Raw genomic sequence first — 21336 nt, forward strand, 5'->3', positions numbered from 1 at the left:
TTCCTCGGCTCAGTAGGTCACCCGCATCCCCACCATCAGCCGGCGTCCGCCCATCGGCGCGATGTCCTTGAGCAGGCTGGTGTGGTTGCGCGCCTCCTCGTTCAGCAGGTTGCTCGCCCGCGCGAAAAGGTCCCACACGACGCGGCCCTCGCCGATCCGCCAGTTGGCATAGGCGCCCAGCAGGGTGTAGCCGTCGGTGGGCAGTTCTTCGCCCGAGACCCGGCGCTGCGAGGATACTCGCGTGAGGTCCGCGCGCAGCAGCAGCGGCCCCTCGCGGTAGACCAGCGCCGCGCCCCAGCGTATCGGCGCGATCCTCGGCAGCGGCTCGCCGGTGTCGCGGTCGTGCGCGGAGATGCGGTCCGCCTTCAGCTCCAGGTCCAGGATTCCGGCGGCCTCGACCAGCCTGCGGCGCACCAGCAGCTCCACGCCGCGGAAGGTGGCAGGCACCTGCCGGTACACGTACTCGGGCAGCGCCGCATCCGCGCCGGTGCCGGTGAAGCCCGGCGTCGCCGGATCCTCGATCGAGCCGTCCTCGCCGCGCAGCCGGCCGGTGCCCTCGAGCTGCAAGTAGTTCCGGAAGTGCGTCTGCCAGATTCCGAGGCTCACCAGGTTGGGCCCCGAGCGGTGGCGCAGGCCCAGGTCCAGAGAGGCCGAACGCTCCCTGGCCGCCGACGGGTCGCCGATCTCCCAGGTGCCGGTGGCGGCGTGAGGGCCGTTCGAGAAGAGCTCGTAGTGGGTCGGCGCCCGCTCGGTGTACGAGGCGTTGGCCGCCAGCGACAGCGACGGGGTGAAGGCGTACAGGCCGCCGGCGGAGAGGCTGCGCGCGGTGAAGCTGCGCGAGGCCGCGTCGCCGAAGCGCGGGCCGGCCGCATCAGGCGCGTCGCCGGCCGACTTCACCTGCGCGCGCTCGGCACGGGCGCCCAGGCTCAGCTTCCAGCGCTCGCGCGCGAGCTCCTCGTAGACGAAGACCGCGGTGCTGTCGCTCGTGGTCCTGGGCAGGTAGGCCTCGTCGCCCAGCGCGGAGAACTTCGAGCGGCCGTGCTGCACGCCGAACGCACCCTTGAAGGGCCCCAGGTCCGCGTGCAGCGCCTCGACCCGGAATTCCTGGCCGCGGTTGCGAAAGGTGGCGCCCACCGCGCCGTCCTCGCGCTCGAACTCGTCGTGGCGATAGTCGGTGTGGTTCGCGCGCAGCTTCAGGGTCCTGACGAAGCCGGCGAGACCGCGCGCCTCGGCCGACAGGTCGATGGTGTCCTGGCGCAGGCGGATCCCGACGTCCTCCTCGGCGGGCGTGCCGTATTCGGAGCGCAGGCTGCCGACGGAGATGCCCGCATGGCCGTCGGCCCAGGTCCGCGACAGGCCCAGCGCAGCTCCCCTGCTGCTGCTCGAGGTGTTCGGAACACGGCCGCGGGGTTGCTCCGCTCCCGGAGCGACCGCTGCGTCGATCTCGCGCTGGCGCGCCGAGCGGACGAAGCCCGGGATGCGCAGGTCGTCGGTCTCTCGCCGCCAGGCATCCGCGTGCCAGGCGACGCGGCCATCACCGCCCTCGATCACCGCGACGCCCGCGCGCTCGCGCTCTGCGCCGCCGTAGCGCAGCTCGGCGCGCCCGCCCACGCCCTCAATGGGTTCGACCGGGATCCGGTTGTCGATCGCGTTGACCACGCCACCGATCGCGCTGCCGCCATAGAGCAGCGCCGCGGGCCCGCGCACGATTTCGATCCGCTCGGCGACCAGAGGTTCGATCGCCGTGGCATGGTCGAAGGAGACGGACGAGGCGTCGAGCGCCACCGCGCCGTTGCGCATCAGCCGGATCCGGTCGCCGTCGAGCCCCCGGATCACCGGGCGGCTGGCGTTGGGTCCGAAGCCGGTCGACGAGACGCCGAGCTCGCCGGCCAGGGTCTCGCCGAGACTGGATGCACGCCGGGCGTCCAGCGCCGGACCGGCAAGCACGTCGGCAGGCTGGACCATCTCGAACAGCCCGCTGCCCAGCGGGTTGGCGGTGACGACGACCTCGCGCAGGGCGGCGGGTGCGGGCGCGGTGGCCGACGGGGTGGTCGCAATGGAGGCCGAAGCGGGCGCCGGCGCGCCGCCCTGCACCGGAACGGGAGGCGCCGCCAGGACGGCGGTTGCAGAAAGGACAATCGGTGCAGCCATGACGGCGAGCGCCAGCCGGCGCGTCCGTCGGGAAGGAATTGACATATGGATCTCACCTGGCGGCCCGGCGGGCCGCGGGATTTCTGGACGGAAGCACGTCGCCGCGGGCGCTGGATCGCGCCCGCGGCGGCGGGGCTCAGGGACTGCGTTCCGTCAGCCGAGCGGCGGCCCCCGGGCGGTCGCCCGGGCAAGAATCCTGTGCGCCTCGATGGCACCGGGTTCGGGGAGCTCCGACAGGGCCGCGCGCACCGGCGCCAGCCCGATCCGGGCGGGCAGCGCCGCGCCGTGCAGCTGGGCCAGCGCGTCACATGCGCCACAGCGCGCGAAGGGCCCGCCGTGGAGGTGCGCGTCGCCGCGGCTCCCGGCGGACGCGGCCTGCCGCGCTTCGCCGGATGTGCCGGATGTGCCGGATGTGCCGGATGTGCCGGATGTGCCGGATGTGCCGGATGTGCCGGATGTGCCGACGAGCCAGCCGCCATGCTCGACGGCGTGCGAGACCCAGGCGATCGCCTGGACCGAAAGCAGCAGCGCGAGCAGCGCGGCGAGGCCGCGCGCCCTGAGATGCGTGCGCTTCCGGTTCATGCGCGTGTGCCGAGCTTCAGTCGCGCGCCAGCGCCTTGGCCAGCGCGTCTGCCAGCGCCCCGCCCTGCGGCGCCTGGCGGCCCGACCCGCGGGCGGGTGCACCGGACCGTTCGCCGGCACCCTGACGAGCCCGCCCGTCCCCTTCACGCCCTTGGCCCTGGCGCCCGTCCCCGCCACGCCTTTGACCCTGGCCGCCGTCCCCGCCACGCCCTTGGGCATGACGCCCATCCCCACCGCGCGCCTGGCCCTGGCGGCCATCCTCAGCGGGGCGGCCGGCGCGCGCCGCACCGGGCTCGTCCTCCAGCCGCATCGTCAGCGCCACGCGCCTGCGCTTGAGGTCCACCTCCAGCACCTTCACGCGAACCAGGTCGCCCGCCTTGACCACCTCGCGCGCATCCTTGATGAATTTGCGGCTCATCGCCGAGATGTGGACCAGCCCGTCCTGGTGAACGCCGACATCGACGAACGCTCCGAAGGCGGTCACGTTGGTGATCTGCCCCTCGAGCACCATGCCCGGTTCGAGATCCTTCAGGTCTTCGACGCCGTCGCGGAACTGCGCGGTGCGGAACTCCGGCCGCGGATCGCGCCCCGGCTTCTCGAGCTCACGCAGGATGTCGCGCACCGTCGGCAGGCCGAAGCGCTCGTCGACGTAGCGCTCCGGGCGCGCCTGGCGCAGTGCCTCGCCTCCGCCGAGCGCCTCGCGCAGCTCCAGCTTCAGGTCGGCGAGGATGCGCTCGACCACCGGATAGGCCTCGGGGTGCACCGCCGATGCGTCCAGCGGCTGATCGCCGCCGTCGATGCGCAGGAAGCCGGCGGCCTGCTCGAAGGCCTTCTCGCCGAGCCTGGCCACCTCGAGCAGCGCCTTGCGGTTGGGGAAGCGCCCATGCTGGTCGCGATGGCGGACGATGTTCTCGGCCAGCGCGCGCGTGAGCCCGGAGATGCGCGACAGCAGCGCCGCGCTGGCGGTGTTGACGTCCACCCCCACCGCGTTCACGCAGTCCTCGACGACCGCGTCCAGCGCGCGCGCCAGGCGGGTCTGCGAGACGTCGTGCTGGTACTGGCCAACGCCGATCGACTTGGGGTCGATCTTCACCAGCTCGGCCAGCGGATCCTGCAGCCGCCGCGCGATCGACACCGCGCCGCGAAGGCTGACGTCGAGCTCGGGGAACTCGCGCGCAGCCGCCTCCGAGGCCGAATAAACGGAGGCGCCTGCCTCGCTGACCACGGCCTTGGTCAGGCCAAGCTCCGGATGCCGCTGGATCAGCTCGGCCACCAGCTTGTCGGTCTCGCGCGAGGCGGTGCCGTTGCCGATCGCCACCAGCTCCACGCTGTGCGCCCTGGCCAGCTTCGCCAGCGCCGCGATGCTGCCGTCCCAGTCGTTGCGCGGCACGTGCGGGTACAGCGTCGAGGTGGCCACCAGCTTGCCGGTGGCGTCGATCACCGCCACCTTGACGCCGGTGCGCAGTCCGGGGTCCAGCCCGAGCGTCGGGCGCGGCCCGGCGGGCGCCGCCAGCAGCAGGTCATGCAGGTTGCTCGCGAAGACGCGGATCGCCTCCTCCTCGGCGCGCTCGCGCATCTGCGCGACCAGCTCGCTCTCGAGCTGCCAGCCCAGCTTCACCGACCAGGTCCAGCGCACCGTGTGCGCGAGCCAGGCGTCCGCCGGACGGCCGCGATCGACGATGCCGAAGCGCGCCGCGATCATCGCCTCGCAGGCCTCCGGCCGCCCCGGCGGATCGGTGAGCTCCTCGGGCAGCTTCAGCGCCACGCGCAGCACCTGCTCCCGGCGTCCGCGCAGCAGCGCCAGCGCCCGGTGCGAGGGAATGGCTGCGATCGGCTCGCGATGGTCGAAGTAGTCAGCGAACTTGGCGCCGCGCTCGCTCGCCGGCCCCTGGGGCACGCGCCCGGCCGCGTCGGGGGTCGCCGCCGACTCGTCCAGCGTGGACACGATCTGCGCATGCTCCAGCAGGTGCTCGCGCAGCCTTCCGACCAGCTCCGCATCCTCGGCGAAGCGCTCGATCAGGATGTGGCGCGCGCCCTCCAGCGCAGCCTTGGCGTCCGCCACCCCGGGATTGTCGCCGTCGGGTCCGGTGAATGCGGGCTTCAGGTACTTCGCCGCCTCCTCTTCGGGCACCAGGGTCGGGTCGGCCAGCAGCGCGTCGGCGAGCGGCTCGAGGCCCGCTTCGCGGGCGATCATCGCCTTGGTGCGCCGCTTGGGCTTGTAGGGCGCGTAGAGGTCCTCGAGGCGCTGCTTGGTGTCGGCCTCGCCGATCGCCGCGCGCAGCTCGTCAGTGAGCTTGCCCTGCGACTCGATCGACTCGAGCACCGCCGCGCGGCGCTGCTCGAGCTCGCGCAGATAGCCCAGCCGCTCGTCCAGAAGGCGCAGCTGAGTGTCGTCCAGCCCGCCGGTGGCTTCCTTCCGGTAGCGCGCGATGAAGGGCACGGTGGCGCCCTCGTCGATGAGGCGGACGGCGGCCTCGACCTGTTCGGGACGAGCGGAAAGCTCTGCGGCAATGCGGTGTTCGATCGGGGGGAGCATCTGGACTCGGTCGGGAGCGTCCGGGGTCGGGCGCGGATCTGGAGCGGGGACGAAAGGCCGGAAAGGATGCCGCAAGTCGCGCCGGGGGGCAAACCGGAGGGGCGGGATGCGCCCGGCGCCTGCTGTCCGTGTTGCTGTCCGTTCGCCGGCTGGAGCGGGCGAAGGCGCGATGGGCGGCGAATGGGCGCGTGCGGGTGCTGGCCCCTGCTTCGCAGGGGTACCCTGCGATGCTCGGGCTTCCGGCCTGCGCGGCGAACTCACTGCGCGCGCGTTGCGCGCTCCGTTCAAACAGGCGCCGCGAGCTTGATGAACGAGGCGCGCTGCGCGCGCAGGCCGGAAACCCTGCGCTTCTCGGCTGCGCACACGCGCGCGCCCATTCGCCGCCCATCGCACCTTCGCCGACACGGCGGTGGACTGCGGAGGAAAACACGCCGGCGATCGCCGGATCGCCGGATCGCCGGCTCACTGAGCCACCGTCACGAAGGGCGCCCCTGCGGCGACACCCGTCAACACGACACGACCTCCGTCATCCCGACCGCCCCGCTGCAACGAGGAGCGGCAGGCGTCCCCTCTGCGCAGGATGTCTGCGGCGCCGAGCAGCGCAGCATTGGGCTGGGCGCGCGCAGCGCGCCTCGTTCCTCTGACTCGCGGCGGCTGTCCGACCGTAGCGCCCGAAGGGCGCGCAGGGAGTTCCGCCGCGCCAGCCCAAGGCGAGCAGCGCAGGGAAGTCGGCCCGCAGGGCCGACCGCCACAGCCATCCTGCGCAGAGGGGACGCCTGACGCGACGCGACGCGACGCGACGCGAAAGCTAGTGCACCCCCGCGCTGCGCGCCGCCCCCATCCAGTACCCCGTCAGCGGCGTGCCCGGCTTCGATGCCAGCCGCTCCTGCGCCATGTGCGTGGCCAGCCCCGCGTCGCCGCTGCCCACCGCGCAGGCCAGCAGCGTTTGCGAGATCAGGTCGCGCTGTGCATGGCTGCCGCCGAAGCGCGGCGCGCGGTCGCGCAGCAGGAACAGCTCCCAGGCGGCCTTGCGATGCCTGCCGTCGCGCTGGTCGACTAGGGCGTCGACCAGCGGCAGCCCGACCTCGCGCTGCATCGCGGGCAGGTCGCCTGCGCTGCGCCCGGTACGCCTGCCCTGCGCCGCCATCGCCTCGCGCAAGCGCGCCAGCGGCGCGTCGCGCCCGGTGGCGATGAAGGCCAGCGCCGCGTGGGCATCGTTGAAGGCATAGAAGCCAGCCTCCTGCTCCAGCCCGGCCTCCCAGCCGTCGGCCACCGCCTCCCAGCGGTCGCCGACCTCGCAGCCCATCAGCTTGAGCCGCCAGAGCAGCGCCGTCTGGTCGACCCGTTGCAGCACCAGTTCGCCGAGCAGGACCGGGAGATGTTTGTCGTAGATCGCCAGCGCAGCGTCGGTGTCGAGGTCCTCGAGGTGGAACAGCGCCAGATGCCACCAGTTGTGATACGCGAGGCCGTTGTTCGGCGCCCAGTCCGGCTCGCGTGCGCGCAGCCAGTCCACGCCCTCCTCGTGCCGGCCCTCCATCTCCATCACGTGCGCCACCGCATGGACCGCCCAGGGGTCGCGTGGCTGAAGCGCCAGCGCCGCGCGGCCCGCGGACTCTGCCTCTTCGTAGCGGTGGCACTCCTCGAGCCCGAAGGCATGCATGCCCAGCACGTAGGACCATCCGCTCACCGATGCGTCCCAGTGCGGCATCACGCGCGCCACTCTCAGGCACAGATTGGAGGCGTCACCGCAATAGAAGTCGGTCATGTGGGCGCAGAAAAGCGCGAGCAGGTCGCGCGGATGCTCGACCAGCAATGCCTCCCACGCCAGGCGCGCGTCGCTCCAGCGCCCGGCAGCCGCGAGGCTGGCTGCCGCATGGTGGCGATGCTCTCGCGGCCCTGCCCGGGGCAGCAGTGCGGCCGCCGAGGCGAGGGATTCGCGTACCGCGGGAAGGCTGGCGCGTTCGGCGAGCAGCAGGTGGGCGTCGGCACGCGCCAGGTGCGCCATCGCGCAGTCGGGATCGAGCGCCAATGCGGCATCGAAATCCGCCAGCGGATCGCCGACGAAGGAAACCAGCCGCCAGAGCCCCCGCTCGCAGGGCTCGATTGCCGAAGACCGCGAGCAAGCGACCGGATCGCCGCGCGGATCCTCATGCCTGGGAAGTGGTGTCGCCATGGCATCCCCCTTTCCTTCCCGCGCAGCGCTCGCCAACCGCAGCGCCGGCATCGAGTGCGCAGGACAGGCCCATGCTATGCCCGTGGGCAGCGGGCTTCAAGTCACGCGGGGTCGGTCGAGATGGTTTAGTCCGGACGCGTCGAGACCCGACATCGAGCGGGCGAAGGCGCGATGAGCGGCGTCCTGGCGCGTGCTGGTGCTTGCCCCTGCTGCGCGGGGGTGCCCTGCGGTGCTCGGCTGCGCACGAGCAAGCGCCAGGACGCCGCCCATCGCACCTTCGCCGGAAACGGCGGTGGACTGCGGAGGAAGACCGGCCTGCGATCGCCGGATCACTAAGTCGCCGGATCGCCGGATCGCCGGATCGCCGGATCGCCGGATCGCTGAGTCGCCGGGCGCGAACGACGCCGACATCCCCTAAGACGACGCGCCCTCGCCCTTCCGACCGCCCCACAGCAACGAGGAGCGCCTGACGCGCCGCGCCAGCCTGACGCGACGCCGCCCGCTCACGTAAACTGCCCGCAACCAAAGGACGCACGACATGGGCAACAGACTCTCCCAGATCGCCACCCGCACCGGCGACGATGGCACCACCGGCCTCGGCGACGGCACCCGGACCTCGAAGGACAGCCTGCGCATCGCTGCGCTGGGCGACGTCGACGAGCTCAACTCGCAGATCGGCGTGCTGCTCGCCGAAGCGCTGCCCGACGAAATCCGCGAGGCCCTGCTGGACATCCAGCACGACCTCTTCGACCTCGGCGGCGAGCTGTGCATCCCGGGCTACGAGAACGTCGACGACAGCCAGGTCACGCGGCTCGACGATCTGCTCGCGCACTTCAACGCCGCCCTGCCGCGCCTGCAGGAGTTCATCCTGCCCGGCGGTTCGCGGCCTGCAGCCATCGCGCACGTGGCGCGCACCGTGGCCCGGCGCGCTGAGCGCGCGATCGTCGCCCTCGGTGCGAATGAACCGGTTCGCCCGGCGTGCCGTCAGTACGTCAACCGCCTCTCCGACCTGCTGTTCGTACTGGCGCGCGTGCTCAACCGCTCGGCGGGTGGTGCCGACGTGCTCTGGCAGCAGGGCCGGAACAAGGCGCCGAAGGCGGAATAGGGATCGAAGACGGGAACCGGCGATCGCGGCGCCGACGCGCGGCAGCGCCGGCGGCCCTGAATGATCAACGCCGCGGACCCGAAGGCGCGCGGCGTTGCGGTACTGCACGGATTGTCTCCTCTCACCCGGGGAACCTGCCGCGCCAGCGCGGTGGAACCCTCTCCATCGACGACAGAGTACGTTCCGAGGGGAAACCGCGTCAACCCGGGGGCAACCCTTAGGCCTCGCGCGCTGCCTCGAGGTAGGAGACCAGCTTGGCGCTGGTCTGCCGCAGCCGGTCCGAAAGCAGTTGCACGAGCTTCAGCAGGATCTTGTTGCCGAGCTTGGGCTCATCAGTGAGGACCAGCATCAGCGCGTCGCGGGTGAGCACCGCGATGCGCGAATACTCGAGCGTGACGCAGGAAGCGAAGCGCGGCTCGCCATCGAACATCGACATCTCGCCCAGCGCGTGGCCGGCATGCGCGACTGCGATCCGCGACGGGTAGTTGTAGCGATTGCGCCGCAGGACGTCGATCATCCCGGTCATCAGCAGCATCATGAAGTCACCGGTTTCGCCCTCGGTGATCAACGTGATTCCGGCGGGCGCCTCGTAGACGTACATGAAGGCGCCGAGCTTGCGGGTCTCGTCGATGTCCAGCCCCGAGAAGAGCGGAGTGCGCGCCATCAGCGCGTGGATCTCGTCGGAGAACTCGCTCGCTCGGCCCACGGGGCGCATGCCCATGCTGAGCAGACGCTCATGCGGCGTCTGCTTCGCCGCCTGCGCGCGGACAGCGGACTCGGACGTTGCGCGCGGTGCGCTAGTGTCGGGCGACTGGGTGGCCACCTGTTGGGACTCCATCGGGTATTCCTCCATCACCGCCCGTGTATAGCACGGCCTGCGACCAGCGCCGCCCGCGCGCCGAAGGACGTCGCCCTTTCCCGACAGGCGGCCGCCCGGAGGGATGGAAGGCCGCGCCGGCTCATTCCTGGGCTGCGATGCGCCGCTGGCGAACTGCCTGCGCCAGGCCGTCGAGCACCGCGATGCTCTCTTCCCAGCCGATGCAGCCGTCGGTGACGCTCTGCCCGTAGACCAGCTCGCGGCCGGCGACCAGGTCCTGGCGGCCCGCGACGAGATGGCTCTCGACCATCACGCCGAACAGACGCATGTCGCCCGCCGCCACCTGGCGGCCGACCTCGGCGAGCACCGGCACCTGGTTCTCGGGCTTCTTCTGGCTGTTGCCGTGGCTGGCGTCGACCATCAGGCGGCAGGCCAGCGCCGCCTCCGCCGCCGCCTTGCAGGCCGCCTCGACCGATTCGGCATCGTAGTTGGGCGCCTTGCCGCCGCGCAGGATCACGTGGCAATCCTCGTTCCCGTTGGTGGACACGATCGCGGAATGCCCGCCCTTGGTCACCGACAGGAAATGATGCGGCTGCGACGCGGCCTTGATCGCGTCGAATGCGATCCGCAGGTTGCCGTCGGTGCCGTTCTTGAAGCCGACCGGGCAGGACAGCCCCGAGGCGAGTTCGCGATGGACCTGCGACTCGGTGGTCCGCGCACCGATGGCGCCCCAGGAGATGAGGTCGGCGATGTACTGCGGGGTAATCATGTCCAGGAACTCGGTGCCCGCGGGCAGCCCCAGCTCGTTGATCGCCAGCAGCAGCTGGCGCGCGGTGCGCAGGCCCTTGTTGATCTGGAAGCTGTTGTCGAGATCGGGGTCGTTGATGAGCCCCTTCCAGCCGACGGTGGTCCGCGGCTTCTCGAAGTAGACGCGCATCACGATCTCGAGGTCGTCCTTGAGCCGCTCGCGCTGCTCGGCGAGCCGGCCCGCATACTCCATCGCGGCCTTGGTGTCGTGGATCGAGCAGGGGCCGATCACCACCAGCAGCCGGTCGTCCATCCCGTGCAGGATGCGGTGGGTCGCCTGCCGCGACTCGAAGGTGATCTCCGAGGCCTTCTCGCTGACGGGAAGCTCGCGCAGCAGGTGCGAGGGCGGAGCAAGCTCCTTGATCTCGCGGATTCGGACGTCGTCGGTGGTCAGTCGCATCGGATTCTCCAGTGTCTTGCCTTCGGGACCCGCCAACGAAAAACCGCCGGGGGTCAGGCCGGCGGTTTGTTCGGATTCGGATCCTGCTGTGCTTGCTACGCGCGCGCTCCCGACTCGTCCCACCGCTGGCAGGAAAGCCAAAAATAAAAACGGGGAAACGGGAGGCCGCGACTCATGGTGCGATGCAGTTTACGCCAGCGCGCAAAGCACCGCAAATTGGCGTTGCGCTGCAACAGGACGGCTTCGCGCTCACTTGAGCGACAGGTCCACCGCGGCGCCACTCGCCTTTTCGTCGAGGCCCTTGCGGTCCAGCCTCGGTGCGACCACGAACAGCCGATCCGCGCCGACGCCGTTGGCCACCAGCCAGGCGCGTGCTGCCTGCGCGCGCTGGCCGGCCAGCGCCCGCAGCGCTCCCTCGTCGAGCCTGACCTGCTCGAGCAGCCGCCGCTCCATCTCGTCGACCGGCTGGTCCTTGACCAGACCGATCGCGTTGCGCGGCTTCTCGAAGTCGCCGAGGCGGTAGGCCTGCATCAGGAAGCGCGGGTATTCCTCGGCCGACAGCACGATCTCGTCGAGCGCGGGCGCGGGGTCCCCGCCACGCACGAGCTCGCGCGCCTTCTCGGCCTTGACCAGCCGCTGCAGCGCCTGTCTCATCAGCGCCTCGCGATCGCCCTGCGGATCGGCGCGCCCGGCGAGGTCGACCCGCAAGGCAGGCCGATCGCCGAGTGCCTTGGCCAGAGTCTGCAGCCGCTCGACGGTGCCCGGGTCCAGCCTGGCGCTGCCGGGAGCGAAGGCGAGCTGGGAAAGATCGGCCGACCCGCCGCCGAGCTTGGCGAGCATCGAGAAGGGCGCGGTGATGACCTTGCCGATCAGGTTGAAGATCATCCGCACCACCAGGCCGCCGATGCTGAACTGGGGGTCATCGAGCGAGCCGCCGACCGGCATGTCGACGTCGATCACGCCGTTGCGGTCCTTCAGCAGCGCCACCGCGAACAGCACCGGCAGCTTGGTGGCCGTCGGGCTGTCCACCTTCTCGCCGAAGGTGAGCTGGTCCAGCACCACGTTGTTCTCGGCCTGCAGGCGGCGGTCTTCGAGCTTGTAGTGGACCGTTGCAGAAAGCTTGCCCTTCTCGATGCCATAGCCCAGGTACTTGACGGAATACGGCGTGGTCGGCGGCAGGTCGATGTCCCGGGCGCGCGCCTTCAGGTCGAGGAAGAGGGTGGGCGCCAGCGGATTGAGGCTGCCGTCGATCTCCAGCGACCCGGTCTTCTCGACCTTGCCGCGCAGTTGCACGTCGCCCGCGGTGTCCGGCGTGATGGTGCTCACCGAGCCGGCGAGTTCGGTGAGGCTGGCCGAGTAGTTGGGCCTGATGAAATTGTCGGAGAAGTAGACACTGCCGTCCTCGAGCGTGATCTTCCCAAGGCGCACTGGCAGCGGCGCGGAAGGCGGCGGGGAAGGCACCGCGATGGGCGCGGGCTTCGCATTCCGGTCCCCTGCCTGAACCGGTTCGTCCCAGGCCTTGACCGTCCCGTCCCCGGCCTGCGCCGCCGCACCGCCGGCCGGCCCGGCCTTGCCCTTGGCTTCCCGGACTGCCTGCGCGTCGTCCCTGGCCGCATCCGCGCTGCTCACCAGCACGTTCTGCAGGTTCAGCCGCCCCTCGGGCGACAACACGATCCTCGAATAGAAGCCCGACAGCGCCAGCTCGCCGACGTCCACCTTCAGCGGCTCGAGCACGAAATCCACCGTTGCGGCGCGCAGCGACTTCCAGCGCAGCAGGTCCTCGTTCGCTTCCTTGGTCACCGCAGCGAAATCGCTGAGCGTCGCGTCGCCGCGCCATGTCGCGCGCACCGGCCCCTTCGCGGGCACGTCGAAGCCCAGGTTGCCCTTCGCGCTCAGCGCCCCGGAGGACACCACCACGTTGACGAACTCGGTGAACCAGGGCTGGGCGGGAAGCACGCCGATCCGGTCTGCATCGACCCGCAGGCGCCCGCCCAGCGGACTCAGTCCGAGGTCGCCCGAGACGGCCAGCGAGCCGGCCTTGCCCACCCGAGTCTTCAGCGAGACCTTGCCGCGCTCCTTGCGTGCGGTGTCGAAGCCCTGTGCTGCCAGGCTCAGCTGCGACAGCTGCAGGTCGCCGTCCCGGCCGGCCAGCGCGTCGGTGAGCGAGGCGTTCCAGCGCTGCATCGACAGCTTGCCCAGACCGACCGTCCAGCCCGGTTCCTGCGATGCCGGCGTCGGCGCCGGCGTTGCCGCAGCCTTGCGCGGCGGGGCCTCGTCGGCCGGGCCGAGCAGACGCTCGAGGTTCATCACCCCCTTGCGATCCCTGCTCAGGGCCAGCCGGCCGGCGTCGCCTACGACACTGCCGATCTCCACCCGGCGGGCGCCGAGATCGAGCGAGGTATCGGCGAGCTTCAGCGAATCGATGCGCAGGAACTCGCGCCGGTCCCAGCGCTGCGCCAGCTTCAGGGACTCCAGCTGCGCCGCGAGCCCGCCAAGCGTCAGGCCCGCCCGCGGGCCGGCCGCGGCGAAGCGGTAGCCGGACTGCGCCGACAGCCGGCCGTCGAGCAGGTTGGCCTGCAGCTGCGGCTCGGCGATCCACCACCAGTTCTTCAGCGACAGCGACGAGGCAGCGGCCTTGCCCTCCACCACCAGCGGCTCCAGCGTCAGGCTGCCCTCGGTCTCGATGCGCTCGCCGGTGTCGAGATCGAAGGCCAGCGTGTAGGGGACGGCCGCCGATGCGTCGCTGCCGAGCCCGGTGACGCGGGCGCTCAGCCCGGCCGCCTTGAGCGCCAGCGGGCGCGGGTCGAAGCGCTCGTCGAGAAAATCGAGCCTGCCGCCGGACAGGCTGAGCTCGGCGATCGACCAGCGCGGCGCCTTCGCTGTCGCGGCTGCGTCCTTCGATGCGGCGGCTTCGCTCCCGGGCGCTGCTGCGTCCTTCGATGGCGCGGCTTCGCTCCCGGGCGCGGCCGCGTCCTTCGATGCGGCGGCTTCGTCCTTCGCTGCGACCGTTGCGACCGTTGCGCCCTTCGGTGCGTTGGCCCGCTTCTCGAGCGCCGCGAGCACCCGGTCGAAGAAGCGCGCCTGGTCGCGCAGCCGGTGCACGGTCGCCGTGGGGCCGTCGATGGACAGCCGCTCGATGGCGTACGCGCCCGCCAGCGGCTCCAGCTTCAGCCCCTGCGCATCGAGCGCATCGACCGACAGCAGCGGCGCGCCGGCCGGGTCCTGCACGCGCAGGCCGGCGAGCTTCAGCACGCCGGTCACCGCGACCGCCGGGCCCTGCGCCTGGGGCTGGACGAACTCCACCTTCAGCTCGCCGGAGAGCACGCCGGCCACGGGCTTCACCGGCAGCCCCGCCGGCAGGTAGCCCACGTACTGCGCGAGGTCGACCGGCGCGATCTCCAGGTCGAGCGCGGACTCGTGAGTGGCGGAGAACGGCCGGCTGCGGCCGGTGAGGTCGAGCGCTGCGCCGTTGATCGTCGCGACCAGTTTCGGCACGACGTCGATCTGCTGGTGGATCTCGAGGCTGGAAACGAAGGGAATCTGGAGCGCGAAGCCGGTGACCTCGTGCGTGCGCGGCAGGACCTTGTCCTCGAACTCGATGCGCCCGTCCTCGATCACGATGTTGGCCAGCGCGAAGCGCGGCGGCTGCGGATCCGGGGGCTCGTCCGGCTCGGCGGACCACTTCTCGATCAGGTCGTCGATGTCGTAGTGCCCCTCGGTCTCGCGCGCGAGCCGCAGCTGCGGGCCGCTGATCGTCAGCCGCTCGACCACCGGAGCCCGCTCGATCACCGAGCGCCAGGCCAGGTCGGCATCGATCCGCCGCAGCGCGGCGAACTGCGGGTCCGTCGGCGCGCGCCCGCCGACCGACACGCCTTCGATGGCTGCCTTCAGCGTGAAGGGATTGAACTCCACCCGCTCGACGCGCACCGGGCGCTGGAGCTGCTCGGCCAGCAGCTTTTCGAGCTGGCTGCGGGCCAGCGGCGGCACCGCCAGGAAACCGAGCGCGGCGAACAGCGCCACGGCCCCGACCGTCCAGGCGAGCAGCTTCTTCCAGTGCCGAATCATCCCTGCCCTCCTCGTTTGCGCCCGGCCCGGCGCCGCGTCACCGGCGACGGCACGGGTTCACCCGGTCAGGCGGTGCCGCCCACCGTGAGGCCTTCGATGCGCAGCGTGGGCTGCCCCACGCCCACCGGAACGCTTTGACCGTCCTTTCCGCAGACACCAACGCCGGAATCCAGCCGCATGTCGTTGCCGATCATCGTGACCCGTGTGAGGGCGTCGGGACCGTTGCCGATGATCGTAGCGCCCTTGACCGGATACTGGATCCGCCCCTTCTCCACCCAGTAGGCCTCGGACGCGGAGAACACGAACTTGCCGTTGGTGATGTCGACCTGGCCACCGCCGAAGTTCACCGCGTACAACCCACGGTCCAGGGACGCGACGATTTCGCGCGGATCGCGGTCGCCGCCGAGCATGAAGGTGTTGGTCATCCGCGGCATCGGCAGGTGGGCGAAGGACTCGCGGCGGCCGTTGCCGGTGACCGGCACCTTCATGAGCCTGGCGTTCAGCGAGTCCTGCAGATAGCCCTTCAGGATGCCGTCCTCGATCAGCACGTTGCGCTGGGTGGCATTGCCCTCGTCGTCGACGTTGAGCGAGCCGCGGCGATCCGGGATCGTGCCGTCGTCGACCACCGTGACGCCCTTCGCCGCCACTCGCTGGCCCAGCCGGCCGGCGAAGGCCGACGAGCCCTTGCGGTTGAAGTCGCCCTCCAGCCCGTGGCCGATCGCCTCGTGCAGCAGCACGCCCGGCCAGCCGGGGCCGAGCACCACGGTCATCGTCCCGGCCGGCACGGGCCGCGACTCGAGGTTGACCAGCGCCGCATCGACCGCATCGCGCACGTAGCGCTCGATGATCTCGTCGTCGAAGTAGCTCAGGTCGAAGCGTCCGCCGCCGCCGCCATTGCCCTGCTCGCGGCGGCCGTCGGCCTCGGCGATCACGCTCACCGACAGGCGCACCAGCGGGCGCACGTCCGCGGCCAGCACGCCATCGGAACGCGCCACCAGCACCACGTCCCACTCGGCCGCCAGCCCGGCCATCACCTGCGCGATGCGCGGGTCGCGGCCGCGCGCCATGCGCTCGACCTTCTCGAGCAGCGCAACCTTCGCTTCGGCGTCCATCCGGGCGATCGGGTCGTCCGCCGGGTACAGCGAACGGCCCGCGCCCGGAGTCATCGTGCCTGCCACCCGGGTGCGCCCCGCCCCGGCGCGCGCGATGGTGCGGGTGGCACGCGCCGCCGACATCAGCGCACCGGCGTTGATCTCGTCCGAATAGGCGAACGCGGTCTTCTCGCCCGCCACGGCCCGCACGCCGACGCCCTGGTCGATCGAGAAACTGCCCGACTTGACGATGCCTTCCTCGAGGCTCCAGCCCTCGCTGCGCGTGTACTGGAAGTAGAGGTCGGCATAGTCGACCCGATGCTCGAAGACCTCGGCCAGCGCGCGCGAAAGGTCGCCCTCGTGCAGCCCGGCAGGCTCCAGCAGCAGGCGCCGGGCGACTGCCAGGCGATCGATTCCGTTGTCGACGATGTTCATGTGCGCTCCGCTCGATGTTGATTGCCGGCCCGCGGGTCGCGCGGACCGGCCGTATCCGTCCAATGATGCCCCAGACGCAAAGGCAGCGCCGGTCAGAGCAGCCGGTGCCGCAGCGCCGGCAGGCTGCGCCTGGCCTCGTCGATGCGCCGGCGATCGAGCAGCCCGGCCACCACGCCCTCGCCCTCGGCCTGCACCGCGAGCACCTCGCCCCAGGGGTCGACCAGCATCGAGTGCCCCCAGGTGCGCCGGCCGTTCTCGTGCAGCCCGCCCTGCGCGGGCGCGAGCACGTAGCACTGGTTCTCGATCGCCCGCGCGCGCAGCAGGATCTCCCAGTGGGCGCTGCCGGTGGTGTAGGTGAACGCGGACGGCACCACGATCAGGTCCACCGGCAGCAGGCGCCGGTAGAGCTCCGGGAAGCGCAGGTCGTAGCAGACGGACAGGCCGACGCGCCAGGGCCCGGCGTCGAAGACCACCGGCGTGCGGCCGGCCTCGATCGTCGCGGATTCGTCGAAGCGCTCGTCGCCGCGCGACAGGCCGAACAGGTGGATCTTGTCGTAGCGCGCCCGCCGCCGGCCGTCCGGGCCGTAGACCAGGCAGGCGTTGCGGACCCGCGATGGCCGCGCGCAGGCCAGCGGCACCGTGCCGCCCACCAGCCAGATGCCATGCTCGGCCGCCTGGGCGGACAGGAAGGACTGCAGCGGTCCGTCGCCGTCCGGCTCGCGCAGCGCCACCTTGTCGGTGTCCTTGCGCCCGAGCAGGCAGAAGTACTCGGGCAGCACGACCATGCTCGCGCCGCCCGCGGCGGCCTGGGCGATCAGCCGGCCCGCGTGCTCGAGGTTCGCCTCCGGATCGGTGGACGACACCATCTGGATCGCCGCCACCGGCAGGGACTGGAGGACCGCCGCGGCGGGTGCTTCGGGTGTCGTCATCGCTTGGGCTTCCTGTTTCCTGGGGAGTGCGGGATCACGGGCCCGTGGCCGGAAGCGGCGCGGGCTCCACCCGCCGGCGCTTCTCGACGACCTTGGGGTCGGCCCAGGGGCCGGTGATCTCGTACTCGTAGCTGAAGATCTGCTGGATCGGCCCGCGCAGCGCCATCTGCGCCACGAAAGACCCGAGGCCGATCACCGGGTTGACCATCGCGCCGTAGGCCAGCGACGCAAGCCCCGCGTTGAGTTCGGGCCTCACCTCGACCTCCAGCGCCTGCGTTTCCTCCTCGAGGTCGGCGCTGCCGTGGATGTTCACGCGCGCCTGCACCCCGCGCATGACCAGATCCTCGGTGCGGGCGACGCCGGCCGAGATCCCGACGCCGCCGCCGATTTCGTCGAAGGCGAAGCCCTCGGCGAAGACGTCTCGGAAGTCGAGCGCCAGCCGGCGCGGCAGCGACTGGAGGTTGAGCACGCCGATCAGCTTGGCGATGCCCGGATCTGTCTTGAGGAACTGACCCTTGCCGATCGCCAGCGCCATCGTGCCGCCGAGTGTCGCATAGTCGAGTGCGAGCGGCGAACCGCTCCAGTGCAGGTCGCCGGCGATGCGCCCGGCCCCGCCGCGGACCGCGTCCTCGATGCCGAACAGCGCCAGCAGACGACCCGAATCCTTGAGGTCGAGTTCGAAGTCGAGGCGGGTTGCGCGTCCCTTTCCGAACCCGACCGGCGCCCAGCCGCCGGTGGCGCTGAGAACCGCTGAGGGATGTTCGATTCTGAGCCGCTCGAGCTTCCAGGCGGGGCGCGCGGCGCCCGGGCTGTTGGTGGCGCGCAGCGACAGCGAGCCGAGCCGGCGGTCGAACAGCACGAACTCGTCGGCGACGATGTCCAGGGCGGGCAGTTCGGCCGGCGAGGCGTCGAGCAGCGACTCGACCTCGCTGGCCCTGGAACGCACGATCTCGAGCCGCGTGAGGCGGGCCGTCAGCATGCCCATGCGCTGACCGGCCGCGGCCGCGCGCCAGCTGAAGTAGCCCTGCGCCTCGCGGGCGCCGATGTTCGCGCGCCAGAAGTCGCCGGAGCGCGAAGCGCCGAGGGTGACGTCGTTGAACGTTCGTCCGGCGACCCTGACCCGGCCGGCAACCACCGACACGGCTCCCGGCAGCAGCGCGAAGCCCTGCGCGAAGCCCTGGCGCGGCGCCTCGCCGGAGCTGCCGAGCCCGGCTGCGGCGAACACAGGACTCCATGCGTCCAGGTCGACCTCCGGCGCCCGCAGGTGGACGGCCAGGCCGGAGGCGGGCAGCGCCGGCTCCGCGCCCAGCGCCAGCGCGCCGCGCCGCACCAGCAGCCGCTCGGTCGCCGGATCCCGCTCGCGCTCGAGCACCAACCGAAGGCTCTCGCCGAGTTCGGCATGGATCGTGTCGGCCGACGGCCGCGCCTGCGGGTCGACGGGCGGCTGCGGCCGCGTTTCGACGCGCAGCCGCATCGGCTCCCCGGCAGCCTTCCCCAGCGGCGCAGGCAGCGACGAAGCGATCCCCATCAGGTCGGACTCCATCGACACCGTGGCGGCACGCCGCGCCACGTCGACGACAACGCGGTAGCCGGTCTCGCCCGACAGCGCGCGGGTCAGCGGGGTGTCCGCGACCAGGCGCATCCCCGCGGCGCCGATCCGCCCTTCTCCGCGGATCGCGAAGCGCCCCGGCTCCGGAGTCTCGCCCGACACCCGCAGCGGCCCGCCCAGGAAGGTCGCCGACAGGTCGCGCAGCGCCAGGCCACGCTCGGTGAATTCGAGCGCCCCGGTCACGCCGGAGAACACCGGCAGCGTGTCGTCGAGGGCCAGCTCGTTGCCAAGGAACTGCACGCTGCCCGCGACCCGGGTGCCGTCGAGGTCCTCCAGCGGCAGGTCCAGCCGCAGCTTCAGGCGCGCGCGGCCGGTGGCGCCCACGTCCCGCGTGAAGTCGTCGATCCGCGTGGCCAGCGGGCTCTCGTTGACGAAACGGATCATCTCCGTGGCAGGACCCTCGCCCGCGCCCTCGACCACCAGCAGCGGCGTCCCGAAGTCCTGGATCACTGCCCGGGTCTCGGTCAGAGCGACGCCGAACACACGGCCCGAGCGCATGTCCACCCTCATTCCGTTGCGCTCGAACAGCAACCGCCCCTCGAAATCCTCGATCGCCGGCCAGCCCGGCGCATAGCGCAGCGTGGCGCCCGCCAGCCGGGCCTCGACCGAGAACTCGCCGTCTGCGGGACGCTCGAACGGAAAGCGCTCGAGATCGCCCTTCAGGCGGAAGCGCACGTCGTCGGAACGGCCGCCGACCACTGCGGCGCCCACCCAGTCGCGAACCTCGGCGGGGATCTCCCGTGGCAGGTAGCGCACCGCCCGGTCGGCGCGCGCGCGGTCGAGCCGGCCCTCGATGTCGACCACGCCGGCGCCCTTGCCGCCGTTGCGCCAGCGCCCGCCGACCACGCCGGCGGCATCCCGGTTCTCGAAGCGCAGCGCGTCGACCCTCACCTCGATCGGCGGCAGCGCGGCGGCAGCGCCGGCAGCAGCGCCGGCAGCAGCGCCGGGAGCAGCGGGAGCAGCGGGAGCGCTGGCGGCGCCGGGAGCAACGGGAGCACCGGGTGCACCGCCAGCAACGGGTGCTTCCGAGCGCGCTTCGCCTTCAGCCGGCGCGGCGCCCACCGTCCATGAGGCCTGCCCCGAGACCGCGGCCAGCGCAATCTCGGGATCCTCGAAGATCCCCGGAAAGCCGAGCGTGGCGTCGGCCGCGCGAAGGCGCAACTCGCCGCCCGACTGCGTGATGCGCGCCTGCCCGGACAGGTTGGCGAACCAGGGCAGCGCCTCGTCCGGCGAGCCCGCACCCGGCGTGTAGCGCAGCGACAGCCCTTCGAAATCGACCGCAGAGGAGAACTTCAGTCCTGCGGCACGGTCCCATTCGCCACTGGCGGACGCCACTCGGCCAGACGCCGTGAGCGCCCTCAGACGCGCCAGCACGACGGGGTCGAGCGGCAGGCCGCGCGCAAAGGCCAGCGCATCCGCCGCCTCGAAGGGCGTCACCGCGAGACGCCCGGCCACCGGCGTGCCGGCGCGGTCCAGCCGCAGGCGCTGCTCCCCCATCGACGCGAAGGCGAGGCCCGCCGGGTCGACGAGGCGCAGTTGCTGGATGGCCAGCTCATGGTCATCGCCCGCTGCGCGCGCGACCAGCTCCGCCTCCAGTGCCGCCAGCCGCAGCCTGCCCTCCGGCAGCAGCCATTCCAGGTCCTCGAGCGAAGTCTTCAGGTCGAGCCGGATCGCCCGGCCCGCGTCGAACTCCATCCATGCCTTGAGATCCCCGCGACCGCGGACCATCGCGAGCGCACCCGCCGGCAGCAGGCGTGCCGCCGCAGCCGCGTCCGCCGACGACAGCTCGAGATAGGACTCGCCATGCCAGCGCCGCCAGTCGGCGATCGCCCTGCCCGGAGCGCGGTAGATCTCGGCAGCGAAGCTGAGCCCCTCCCATGCGCCGGGACGCGCCGCCGCCGCCAGGCTCACCCGATGTCGACGGCCCACGCTGCCGATCGATGCATCGACGCCCTCCACGCGCTCGCGCGTCCCGAGCACCTGGTCGCGCCAGTCGATCGCTGCGCCTCGCACCGATATCCTGCGCTGCCCGGCGAGCAGCCCGAACGCACCGCCGTCGCCGGCGTCGTCCGGCGAGAGGTCGATCCCTGCGACGCGAAACCGTCCGGGAGCGATCCGTTCGATGCGGACCGAAGCCGAATCGAGTTCGAGCAGCGCGAGCCGAGGCGCGCGAGCGAACAGCGAGCGGGGCGAGATCAACGCGGTGACGCGGCCGGCTTCGAGGGCGGCGCTGCCGTCGTCGTGCTCGATCCGCAGGCGCTCAATCGTCAGGCGGGGCAGCAGCCCGTCGAAGCCGGTGTCGATGCGCCCGATCGACACCGGCCGCCCAGCGGCAGCGCTCAAGCGGGCTTCGATCGCCGGCCGCCAGCCGTCCAGCCGCGGCCAGAGGTAGTGCCGCAGGCCGAGATAGGCCATGCCGGCGACGAACAGCGCCAGCAGCAGCGTGTACAGGAGCATCCGCCGCAGCGGCGGAACACGGGAAGGGGCGCGAAACGATGAAGACACGAACGCCGGGATCGGGAGGGACCGCGCCGCAACGCGCGCCGCGGCGAGCGGCCCGGAAGTGGCCTGCCGTCCGTTAGGATACCCGTTTAGCCCTGGGCGCCCTCGCCCGCGGCCCCTCTGCACACCGACCC

General features: G+C 71.8%; 11 protein-coding genes. 1 reads left to right on the forward strand and 10 read right to left on the reverse strand.

The annotated features are described in order from the left end of the window. Window positions 1-9: 9 nt before the first annotated feature. The 4 genes from HNQ70_RS07830 to HNQ70_RS07845 all read right to left on the reverse strand — a co-directional run bounded on the left by HNQ70_RS07830 (window position 10) and on the right by HNQ70_RS07845 (window position 7442). A complete protein-coding gene (locus tag HNQ70_RS07830) occupies window positions 10-2151 on the reverse strand; it encodes a TonB-dependent receptor (protein WP_246434838.1) in 2142 nt (713 codons plus the stop codon). Window positions 2152-2304: 153 nt separating this feature from the next. Next, window positions 2305-2733, reverse strand: a complete 429-nt coding sequence (locus tag HNQ70_RS07835) for a DUF2946 family protein (protein ID WP_183966049.1) — start codon at window positions 2731-2733, stop codon at window positions 2305-2307. Between the two features lie 16 nt (window positions 2734-2749). Beyond that, on the reverse strand, window positions 2750-5269 hold the full coding sequence (locus HNQ70_RS07840; protein ID WP_183966051.1) for a Tex family protein: 2520 nt from the start codon (window positions 5267-5269) through the stop codon (window positions 2750-2752). 808 nt (window positions 5270-6077) lie between these two features. Next, entirely contained in the window at window positions 6078-7442 is a 1365-nt protein-coding gene (locus tag HNQ70_RS07845) for a tetratricopeptide repeat protein (RefSeq protein ID WP_183966053.1), read from the reverse strand. Window positions 7443-7980: 538 nt separating this feature from the next. Here HNQ70_RS07845 and HNQ70_RS07850 point away from each other — a divergent pair. Further along, on the forward strand, window positions 7981-8547 hold the full coding sequence (locus tag HNQ70_RS07850) for a cob(I)yrinic acid a,c-diamide adenosyltransferase (protein ID WP_183966055.1): 567 nt from the start codon (window positions 7981-7983) through the stop codon (window positions 8545-8547). A 217-nt stretch (window positions 8548-8764) separates the two neighbouring features. On the opposite strand, the gene HNQ70_RS07855 is transcribed toward HNQ70_RS07850, so the two are convergent. The 6 genes from HNQ70_RS07855 to HNQ70_RS07880 form a co-directional block, all read right to left on the reverse strand. Then, on the reverse strand, window positions 8765-9385 hold the full coding sequence (locus HNQ70_RS07855; RefSeq protein ID WP_183966057.1) for a cyclic nucleotide-binding domain-containing protein: 621 nt from the start codon (window positions 9383-9385) through the stop codon (window positions 8765-8767). Window positions 9386-9506: 121 nt separating this feature from the next. Then, complete coding sequence (gene aroG / locus HNQ70_RS07860) at window positions 9507-10571, reverse strand: 3-deoxy-7-phosphoheptulonate synthase AroG (RefSeq protein WP_183966059.1); 1065 nt, start codon at window positions 10569-10571, stop codon at window positions 9507-9509. Window positions 10572-10820: 249 nt separating this feature from the next. Beyond that, the gene (locus HNQ70_RS07865; protein WP_183966061.1) at window positions 10821-14636 is read right to left on the reverse strand and encodes a DUF748 domain-containing protein; all 3816 of its coding nucleotides are present in this window, start codon (window positions 14634-14636) and stop codon (window positions 10821-10823) included. Between the two features lie 65 nt (window positions 14637-14701). Continuing rightward, window positions 14702-16162: a metalloprotease TldD gene (tldD, locus tag HNQ70_RS07870; protein ID WP_183966063.1), complete on the reverse strand. Its 1461-nt coding sequence runs from the start codon at window positions 16160-16162 to the stop codon at window positions 14702-14704. 92 nt (window positions 16163-16254) lie between these two features. Beyond that, window positions 16255-17091, reverse strand: coding sequence for a carbon-nitrogen hydrolase family protein (locus tag HNQ70_RS07875; protein WP_183966065.1), 837 nt, complete (start codon window positions 17089-17091; stop codon window positions 16255-16257). Window positions 17092-17125: 34 nt separating this feature from the next. After that, window positions 17126-21328, reverse strand: coding sequence for a YhdP family protein (locus tag HNQ70_RS07880; RefSeq protein ID WP_484573260.1), 4203 nt, complete (start codon window positions 21326-21328; stop codon window positions 17126-17128). Window positions 21329-21336: the final 8 nt, after the last annotated feature.

It is taken from the genome of Quisquiliibacterium transsilvanicum, assembly GCF_014202215.1.
Classification (GTDB): Bacteria; Pseudomonadota; Gammaproteobacteria; order Burkholderiales; family Burkholderiaceae_E; genus Quisquiliibacterium; species Quisquiliibacterium transsilvanicum.

Coding starts and splice junctions, on each gene's coding strand:
- HNQ70_RS07830 (WP_246434838.1), bottom strand. CDS start 2,151: ATGGCTGCACCGATTGTCCTTTCTGCAACCGCCGTCCTGGCGGCGCCT.
- HNQ70_RS07835 (WP_183966049.1), bottom strand. CDS start 2,733: ATGAACCGGAAGCGCACGCATCTCAGGGCGCGCGGCCTCGCCGCGCTG.
- HNQ70_RS07840 (WP_183966051.1), bottom strand. CDS start 5,269: ATGCTCCCCCCGATCGAACACCGCATTGCCGCAGAGCTTTCCGCTCGT.
- HNQ70_RS07845 (WP_183966053.1), bottom strand. CDS start 7,442: ATGGCGACACCACTTCCCAGGCATGAGGATCCGCGCGGCGATCCGGTC.
- HNQ70_RS07850 (WP_183966055.1), top strand. CDS start 7,981: ATGGGCAACAGACTCTCCCAGATCGCCACCCGCACCGGCGACGATGGC.
- HNQ70_RS07855 (WP_183966057.1), bottom strand. CDS start 9,385: ATGGAGTCCCAACAGGTGGCCACCCAGTCGCCCGACACTAGCGCACCG.
- aroG (WP_183966059.1), bottom strand. CDS start 10,571: ATGCGACTGACCACCGACGACGTCCGAATCCGCGAGATCAAGGAGCTT.
- HNQ70_RS07865 (WP_183966061.1), bottom strand. CDS start 14,636: ATGATTCGGCACTGGAAGAAGCTGCTCGCCTGGACGGTCGGGGCCGTG.
- tldD (WP_183966063.1), bottom strand. CDS start 16,162: ATGAACATCGTCGACAACGGAATCGATCGCCTGGCAGTCGCCCGGCGC.
- HNQ70_RS07875 (WP_183966065.1), bottom strand. CDS start 17,091: ATGACGACACCCGAAGCACCCGCCGCGGCGGTCCTCCAGTCCCTGCCG.